The sequence below is a fragment of the Bacillus sp. EKM208B genome (assembly GCF_011800725.1).
In the GTDB taxonomy this organism is placed as follows: Bacteria; Bacillota; Bacilli; order Bacillales; family Bacillaceae; genus Bacillus; species Bacillus velezensis.
This window is the reverse complement of record NZ_JAANHO010000023.1, coordinates 1-9722: the sequence shown is the minus strand read 5'-3', so window position 1 is coordinate 9722 and position 9722 is coordinate 1. Positions and strand designations below refer to the sequence as shown.

Annotated in this window: 2 protein-coding genes; both read right to left on the bottom strand. The window is 51.9% G+C overall.

The window, feature by feature from the left end; all coding sequences use genetic code 11:
• Window positions 1-8351, bottom strand: an 8351-nt coding sequence (gene srfAB, locus G9F75_RS20370; protein ID WP_167409328.1) for a surfactin non-ribosomal peptide synthetase SrfAB, incomplete at its 3' end; no start/stop codon positions are given.
• Window positions 8352-8372: 21 nt separating this feature from the next.
• On the bottom strand, window positions 8373-9722 hold a 1350-nt coding region (locus tag G9F75_RS19620), incomplete at its 5' end, for a condensation domain-containing protein (protein WP_260399154.1).

The window sequence follows — 9722 nt, the reverse complement described above, 5'->3', positions numbered from 1 at the left end:
AAGGTGATGGTCACGCCGTGCTCTTCGAAATAGTGATTTAAGCGGGTGATATCCAGCCGGATCGCTTCGTCAATGACATGAAGCTCCGCGCCGATGGTCCATGCCGGGAACATCTCCCAGATGGAGGCGTCAAAACCGAAGCCCGCGTATTTGGCGCTTTTATCATCCGCCGTCATGGCGAATGCGTCGTGATGCCAGAAGCACAGGTTCACCAGCGCATGGTGTTCGACCATGACACCTTTCGGCTGTCCGGTCGTTCCTGATGTGTAAATCATATAAGCGAGATGATCCGCCGTTGTTTCCGTCTGCGGGTTCGCTTCATCGTTTTCATCAAGCGGCAGGCTCAGAATGGAGCGTCCGCCGTCAAGCAGGATCGTTTCTCCGTTGTAGCTGTCCGGCACGCCCAGCGCTTCCTGTGTGAGAAGAAGCTTGGCGCCGCTGTCCTGCAGAATGTAGCTGATCCGCTCTTCCGGATAGTCGGGGTCAATCGGCACAAATGCCGCGCCCGCTTTCAGGACGCCGAGTACGCCCGCGGCCATTTCCAAGGACGGTTTCGTCAGGATGCCGACACGCTCGTCAGCCGTGACGCCGCAGTCCATGAGAATGCGCGCGATGCGATTCGCCCTTGCGTTCAGCTCGCCGTACGTCCATTTCGCGCCGTTGTATGCCGCGGCCGGCCGGTCCGCGTAGCGGGCGGCCGTTTCTTCAAAGAGACGGTGAACCGTTTTGTCCTGCGGCACAGAGAGTGTTTTTCCTTTCCATGCGTTGAGGAGAGCTTGTTTTTCAGCATCGCTGATCAGTGAAAGCTCAGGCAGCTTTCTGTCCGGGCTTTCTGCCGCTTGCTTCAGAATCCGCAGGAACCCGGCGCTCCACTTTTCAATTGTTTCTTTTTTAAACAGATCAGTCGCATATTCAAACTGAAGGCCGAGGCCTTCTTGATCCGTAAATCCGCCGAGTGTCAGATCGAATTTCGCCGTGCCTTGGTTTGACTCATACGGAGTGATGCGCAGGTTCTCCAGTTCCAGTGTTTCTTTATCCGGATCTTCTGTCGTCACCATGACTTGGAACAACGGATTTCGGCTCATATCTCTCGACAGGTCAAGCTTTCCGATCAGATCCTCAAACGGATAATCCTGATGCGCCAGCGCGTCGAGATTGGTTTGTTTCACCCGTTCGAGCAGCCCGGCGAAGGTCTGCTCTTTGCGCGTTTCATTGCGAAGCGCAAGCGTATTGACAAACATCCCCGGCATTTCCTGAACTTCGGCGTTCGTTCTTCCGGCGGTCACCGAGCCGATAATGATATCGCGCTGCCCCGTGATTTTGCTCAAAAAGACATGGAACGCGGCGTGAAGCACCATATGAAGAGTCGCTCCTGATGATTCCATTAATTCACGCACCGCTTTTTCCGTTTCACGCCCCGCTCTGAAACGGACGTATTGTCCTTTAAAACTTTGAACCGGCGGACGGGGAAAATCGGTCGGCAGATTCAATTCAGGAAGCTCGCCGGAAAATGCGGAGAGCCAATAACGCTCATGGTCTTTCATCCGTTCGGCCTGCTCAGGTTCATTCTGCCAGACGGCGAAGTCTTTATAGTGCAGGTTCGGCGACGGCAGACTTCCCCCTTTATAAAGATGAGCGAGCTCTTTGACCAGCATGCTTCTGGATACGCCGTCGGCAATAATATGATGCATATCCATCAGCAGCAGGTGTTTCTTTTCGTTCAGTCTGACAAGAGCGGCCCGAATGAGCGGAGCCGCGCTCAGATCAAACGGCTTAATGAATGCCTGAATGATAAGATCCGCTTTCTCCTCGTCCGCTGCTTCAAAGATGTGCAGGTCGATGTCAGCCTGTTCTGCGATCTGCTGCATCGGGCGGCCGTTTTGATCGATAAAGGACGTCCGCAAAGACTCGTGGCGATTGATCATCTGATTGAGCGCTTCCTGAAGCCTTGAAATATTGACTTCTCCTTCCATCAGAAGAACGGACGGCATATTATAGCTGATTGTCTCCCGGTCAAGCTGGTTCAGGACGTACATCCGTTTTTGAGCGGATGATAACGGGTACGTGTCTGCACTGTCGGCCGGCGTGATCATCCGATATCCCTCAGATACCGCTGATTTTTCGATATATGCGGCAAGCAGGCGGACAGTCGGCTGTTCGAACAGCGCTTTTAAAGGAACCGTTTTGTCCAGTTCAGCCTGAATATTGGCGAGGAGCATCATGCCTTTTAAAGAGTGCCCGCCGTAATCGAAGAAATTATCGTCGATGCCGAGCGTATCCGTACCGAGTGTCTGTTTCCAAATGCGGCACAGCTTTTCTTCCAATTCCGTTTCCGGCAAGGCTGAAGCTGTTTGCGCCGTTTGGCTGACGCCCGGTTTCGGGAGGGCGTTTTTATCGGTTTTTCCGTTGGCTGTGAGCGGAATGCGGTCTACTTGCACGAAATAGGCCGGGAGCATATGAGACGGCAGTGTTTCGGAAAGCCGTTTGCGAAGCTCAGAGCCTTTCAGCTCGCTGCCGGCTTTATAGTACGCGCACAGTTCCGGCAGCCCGCCTTCGCTGACTGCGAGAACGACCGCCTCCTGAATGCCGTTTACGCTTAACAGCACGGTTTCAACCTCTTTTAATTCAATGCGGTAGCCCCGGATTTTCACCTGATCATCCGCACGGCCGATAAATTCAATCGTCCCGTCAGAAAGCCTGCGGACGACATCTCCCGTTTTGTACATCAGGCTGTCCGGTGAAAAAGGATTTGAGAGAAATTTCTCCGCCGTCAGCTGCGGACGGTGAAGATATCCTCTGGCAAGCCCCTTTCCGGTAATATAAAGCTCGCCGCTTGCGCCCGGAGGCACGAGCTGCATTGCTCCGTCCAATACAAGCGCGCCGGTATTCGCGATCGGGCGGCCGATGACGGGACGCTGCTCATATTGATCAAGGCGCTCCATATTGATCCGTCCGGCAATGGCGCCGATCGTCGTTTCCGTCGGCCCGTAGTGATTGATGAAGTCGGTATGGGCGTATACGTCATGAAACTTGCGGACATCGGACGTGATGATCTTTTCTCCGCCGAGCACCACTAAACGAAGCGGGCTGAAACGGCGTTCTGACGTAAAACGGGCTGTATTGACGATCATATGGAACAATGACGGCGTCAATTTCATATACGTAATGCCGTTTTTCTGTATATACTCACCAAGCTGATCAGGCGCGGTGTACGTCTCTTTCGGCACAATGTGCAGCTCTCCGCCCGCCTGAAGAATCGGGAATATAGCCGTATAGCCGAGATCAAATGCGTAAGAAGACAGCAGCACAGATTTGTCAGCTTCAGTCAAACCGGCTTCACGGCTGAACCATGTGACATAATTGATTAGATTGCGGTGCTCCAGCTGGACGCCTTTCGGTTTGCCCGTTGTTCCCGAGGTATAAATGATATAGGCAAGCTGGTCGGCGCCGGGCTTCGTTTCAAGCCGGCCGGCGCTTTCGTTCTGCCATTCTCCGTCTTCCATTACGATCGTTTTTCCTTTATAAACGGCGGCCGCGGTCATGTTTCTCTCATTGACGACCAGAAGCTTCGTTCCGCTGTCTTCAAGAGAGTAGCGGATTCTCTCTTCAGGAGTCTCCGGATCAATCGGGAGAAATGCCGCTCCGGCTTTCATGACGCCGAGAATCGCGGTAATCAAGTCGGCCGAACGATCCATCATAATGGCCACGATGTCCTCACTGCCCGTTCCGCAAGCCTGAAGGTGGCGGGCAAACCGGTTCGAGCGTTCATCAAGCTCACGATATGTCAGACTTGTTCCGCCCGCAACCGCCGTGAGATCAGGCGTTTTTTGCGCTTGCCGTTCAAACAGCGAAACAAAAGTGCCCTCAGGCAAATCCGCTTCCGTACGTTTTTCATCAGAAAGGAGCGCTTCCCGTTCAGGAGCGGACAGCAGGCTTGCGTCGGACAGCTGAATATCCGGATTTTCAGCGCAGGCTTTAATCAGATTGACAAAATGAGCGCTCCAGCGGCGGATGGTTTCGTCCGCAAATAAGGCTTTCGCGTAATCAAAGCTCAATCCGACCTCTTCTCCGCGTTCAGCCGCTTCTAAGGAAAGATCAAATTTAGCGACATGATGATGCATGGAGTATGAAGAAATCTCCAAATCTCCGAGCCGCAGGGCCGGGATCTCCATGTTCTGCATATTAAATAACACGCTGAACAGCGGACTCCGGCTTGTGTCCCTCGTTAACGGCAGTTTTTCAATTAATTCTTCAAGCGGATAGCTTTGATGCTCAAAAGCTTGAAGGCTCGCCGTTTTCACCTCATCCAAAAATTGTTTGAACGTTTTTTTGCCGGCAGGATGCGACCGAAGCGCAACTGTGTTGACAAACATGCCCGGCACGTCTTGGAGATCAGGATGCTGTCTTCCGGCCGCCGGAGACCCGACTATGATGTCTTCCTGCCCCGAATATTTGGACAGCAGCACTTGAAAAGCGGCCAACAAGAACATGTACATCGTCGTATCCGTATCAGCCAGCAGCTTCTTAATCTGCGCCGTCACCTGTTTATCAAGCCCGAAGATGACGCGTTCCCCTTCAAAACTGCGCTCGGCAGGACGCGGGAAATCAAGCGGCAGATCCAGCACCGGCAGATCGCCTTTGAACGTATCAAGCCAGTAGGCTTCGTGCTGATCGAGATTTGCTTTTTCACGCTGCCAGATTGAAAAATCCTTATAATGAATCTTTGGCAGCTCAAGCTCCGTGCCTTGATAAAGCTTCGCAAGATCACCGATGAAAATGCCCATTGAGCTCCCGTCCGTAATAATGTGGTGCATGTCAATCAGCAGAAGATGCCGGTCTTCTTCAAGCCGGATCAGCTTCGAACGGACCAGCGGCGCACGATTGAGCGCAAACGGCCTGATAAAGGCTTTTGTCAGCTCTTCTGCATCTTCTTCCCGGCCCTCGGCGGTTTCAAGCTCAAACGACACATTTTTATGAATGGTCTGCACGACTTCTCCATCTGCCATGTCAAACGACGTACGCAGTGTCTCATGACGGTTGATTAATGCCTGCATGGCCTCCTCAAGACGCTTTTTGTCTACTGACCCTTCCAGCAAAAGTACAGCAGGGACGTTGTAGCTCGTGCTGGCCTGTCCGAGCTGATTAAGGATATACATCCTGCGCTGTGCTGAGGAAACAGGATAATGCTCCTGATAAGGCGCTTGTCGGATCGGTTCAAACTGCTGCTCCTCCTCGCTCTCATGCTGCAAATAATGCGCAAGCTCCTGAATGGTCGGCTTTTCAAATAACACTTTAATCGGCACTTCTTTTTGAAAGTGCTCCTGGATTTTAGCGGTCATCATCATGGCTTTTAAAGAATGTCCGCCAATCGTGAAGAAATTGTCAGTCACACCCGCTTTTACACCGAGAATGCCTTCCCAAATGTCCGCGAGTTTCTGCTCCGCTTCCGTTTTCGGCGCTACGTATTCTTTTTGAACGGCTTCAGCCTGAGGCTCAGGCAGCTCTTTTTTATCAATCTTTCCGTTCGCCGTCAGCGGAAACTGATTCATCTGGATGAAGTGCGCCGGAATCATGTATTCCGGAAGTGATTCCGAAAGCGTTTTGCGCAGGTCTTCCGGCGAAAGGGCTTGGTCTGCGGTAAAGTAAGCGCAGATTTCATTTTCATCCGCTTTATTTTTCCGGATCACAGCCGCAGATTCCGTCACATTCTCCGCCTGGCTGATTTTCGCCTCGATTTCACCGAGCTCGATTCTGAAACCGCGGACCTTTACTTGGTTGTCAATTCTGCCGAGAAACTCGATCGTGCCGTCCGGAAGCCATTTCGCCAAGTCCCCCGTCCGGTATATCATTTCATCCGGTCTGAACGGATCGCGTACAAACTGCTTCTCCGTTAATTCAGGCAGATTCACATAGCCTCTTGCCACTCCGCTTCCGCCGACGCACAGCTCACCGGGCGCGCCGATCGGCTGGAGGTTGCGGTTTTCATCCATAATGTACGCAGTGGAATTTCCGATCGGCTTCCCGATCGGGATCGAGCCGTCGTAGTCCTGATCAATGAGAAAACTCGTCGAAAACGTCGTATTCTCTGTCGGCCCGTAGCCGTTCCAAAGCGACAGCTCCGGTGATGCCTTTCTCACTTTGCTGACGATATGCGGCACAAGTGCATCACCGCCGATGATGAGGTGCCGGAGCGTGTTAAACATGCCGGCATCCTTTTGGGCAAGCTGATTAAACAGCGGAGACGTCAGCCACATGGTCGTGATCCGCTGCTCTTTCAGAAATTGGGCGAATTGTCCGGCGTCAAGCAGCGTCTCTTTTTTCACCGGGTGCAATGACGCTCCGTTCAGCAATGCGCCGAAGACTTCGAAGGTTCCGGCATCAAAGCTGACGGCTCCCGTTTGCGCCATCCGGTCTTCTTCATGAACCGGCACGTAATTCGAATGTTTGACGAGCCTGATGATATTTCTGTGTTCAATCATGACGCCTTTCGGTTTGCCGGTCGATCCGGATGTATACATGATATACGCCAAGTCGTTGCCGCCAGCGGGGAGATTCAAGTCTGTTCCGCTTACCGTTTCATCCGCGCTTTCATCCAGCATGACGACCGGGACTTGCAATGCGCCCGCTTGTTCTTGATATGCCTGAACTGTCAGCACGAGCCGAATCGAGCTGTCTTCCGCCATAAAGCGGAGACGGTCCTCCGGAAAAGCCGGATCAATCGGCACATATGCGCCGCCTGCTTTTAGGACGGCAAGCATTCCTACAACGGTTTCCGCAGACCGGTCGTTCATAATAGCGGCGGTCCGGCCTTTTTCCAGCCCGCTCTTCACAAGGTGTCTCGCCAGGCGGTTGGCCGCTTCGTTCACTTCACGGTAGGTCCATTCGCGTCCCGCTTCTTTTATCGCGATACTTGCAGGCGTCCGGTTTGCCTGTGCTTCAAACAAACGGTGAACGGCCTCCTCTTCCGGAAGCGCCGTTTTCGTATCATTGAATACCTCAACAATCTGCCGCTCTTCTTCACCTGAAACAAGGCCGAGTTCCCGCACGGGCGCGTCAGGCGTTCCGACCGCGGCTTTCATCATGCGGGTCAGATGGTGCGCCGTTCGTTCGATGGCATCATAAGCGAAAGCCGCTCCGTTGTATTTGATTTTGACAGTCCACGTTTTTCCCGGATACACGATGAGATTGAAATCAAAGCTCGTCTGCTCAAAAGCATGTTCCACTTTAATGGAAAAGCCGAGTCTTTCCTCCATGCCCCCGTTTTCCAGCTCTTTGTCCAGCGGATAGTTTTCAAACGCGACCAAATGATTCAAGAGGCTGCCGTCTAGGGCGGAGCGCTTTTGAATGTCATAGAGCGGCACATAATCATAGCGCTCGGCTTCCACGGCGTTTTTCTGAACTGCCGCCATCACGTCCGAAAAGGCTGCATCTTTGTCAATCTTGATTCTGACGGGAATCGTATTGATGAACAGCCCCGCCATCGTTTCAATGCCGTTGATTTCTGAAGGACGGCCTGATACGACGGTGCCGAACACCACATCGTCTGTATAGTTATATTTGCTGAGCACCGCACCCCAAACGGCCTGAAACAGGTTAGGCCCCGTGACTTGATGCCGGTTGGCGGTCTGCTGAATTTGCGCGACCAGCTCCTCATCCCAGACAAAAGAATATTCTTCATTTTGGTAGTCTTTCTTTTCTGCTGCCAGACGGCCCGGGAGCAGGCTCGGCTGTTCGAAATCCGCCAGGCGGCTGCTCCAATATTGTTCCGCCTCCTCATAATCCCGGCCTCCGAGCCATTTGATATAGTCAGAATAAGGTTTGCCCTGGCTCCCCCCGGCGGGCCGGCCGGCACGAAGCGCTTCATAGTTTTGGAACAGGCTTTTCATCAAAACGCCCATACTCCAGCCGTCCATGACGATATGATGATTGCTCCAGACGAGATACAGCTCCTTCTCACTGAGTCTGAACACCGCCGCTTTAAAGAGAATATCCTTCGCCAGATGAAAGCCCTGCTGCTGCACGCTGCGTTTATAGCGTTCAATATATTCGGTTTGGCGCGCTTCATCTAATTGACTAATATCTTCATAGTGCACCTTCGTCTTCCGCTCCGCCAATACGACTTGGCGCGGTTTTTGAAGCTGCTGGTGCACGAATACCGTACGCAGGATGTCATATGTCCGGATCAGCTCATTGACGCTTTTTTCAAAAAGCTCCAGCTGAAAGCTTCCGTGAATCCTAAGCTCTAATTGTGTGAAGTAGGAGGAAGAATGCGGATCAAGCAGCGCATGATACAGCATTCCCTCCTGCATCGGTGTGAGTGCATACACCTTTTGGATTGATTTTTTGCTCATATGTCACCTCTGTCTTTTCTGTTAGAGAATTTCCATTAATTTATCAAGTTCATCAAGCGTCAGATCATCATCGCCAAGATCGCTAGGCGTAAGCTCAGGTCCGTCTTGGGCCAGGCAGTGATCTATGATTTTCAAGAGGTGCCCTTTAAAGCTGTCACTGAACGATTGAATGGTTTTTTCATGAAATTCGAGAGAATGATAGGCAAACGTCATCGTCATCTTCCCATTTTCTATAAATCCGACAATATCAAGCGCATTCGGCTTCTCTGTGTCAGGGCTCAGCGATTGTCCTGACGGCATCCCGGATCTTGTAAATAAGCCGGAATCCGACATCTCATTAAACTGGCCTAAGTAGTTAAAGCTGATATCCGGATCAATCTCAAATGAAAGATTCTCTTTATGCTCGGGCGCCGTTACATAACGCAGAATGCCGTAGCCGACTCCTTTGTTCGGAATGTGTCTGATGTCTTCTTTCATTTGTTTCAGCTGATATGAAAGATCGTCGGCGTGCTTCATCTCAAGGATCATCGGATACATGCTCGTAAACCATCCGACCGTCCGGGTGATATTCAAGCCGTCAAGAATGTCTTCGCGCCCGTGGCCTTCCAAATGAACGCCGATCGTGTCTTCACCCGTCCACTCTTTCAGCGCCAGTCCGAGCGCCGTGAGCAGGATGTCGTTCATTTCGGTGTGATAGGCTTCATGTACGTTTGTCGTCAGCTGTTCAGTTTGTTCAGGCGTCAGAGAGAAGCTGACCGTTCTCGTATGTTTCATGCGCTGATCACCAGACTGCCTGTCTTTCGGAAGCTGAGTGCATACCTCTTTTTCCTCAAGCTCTCTCCAGTAATCCGCTTCTTTCAGAAACGCCTTCGTATTTGCGTATTCTTTGATTCTCTCAGCAAATTCGGCGAATGAATGTGTTTTCGGCGGCAGCGCCGGTTCATTGCCTTGCTTCAGCTGCGTATAAACGGACGTGAAGTCCTCCAGTAAAATCCGCCAAGATACACCATCCACGACTAAGTGATGGATTGCGAGAAGAAGGTGGTCTCCATCTTCAGCCCGGAAGAGCCCGGCTTTCAGCAGATGTCCTGTTTCCAGTGAAATACTGCTTTGAAGACGGTCTGCTTCCCTTTCGATACGGTCCTCATGGTCTTCAGCAGGTCCGTTCAGCTCAAAGACGTTCAGTTCAACAGACACATCCTCAAGTCCTCTGTAATACGGTTTTTGTTCACGATAAATCATCCGGAGCGCATCATGGTGCACCGTCAGGACATGTAATGTTTTTTCTGTTATCTCCGGATCAAAGCCGTCTTTCGCGTGAAGCATGACGGATTGATTCCAGTGGTGTTTGTCGGTAAAGTTTCGTTCAAA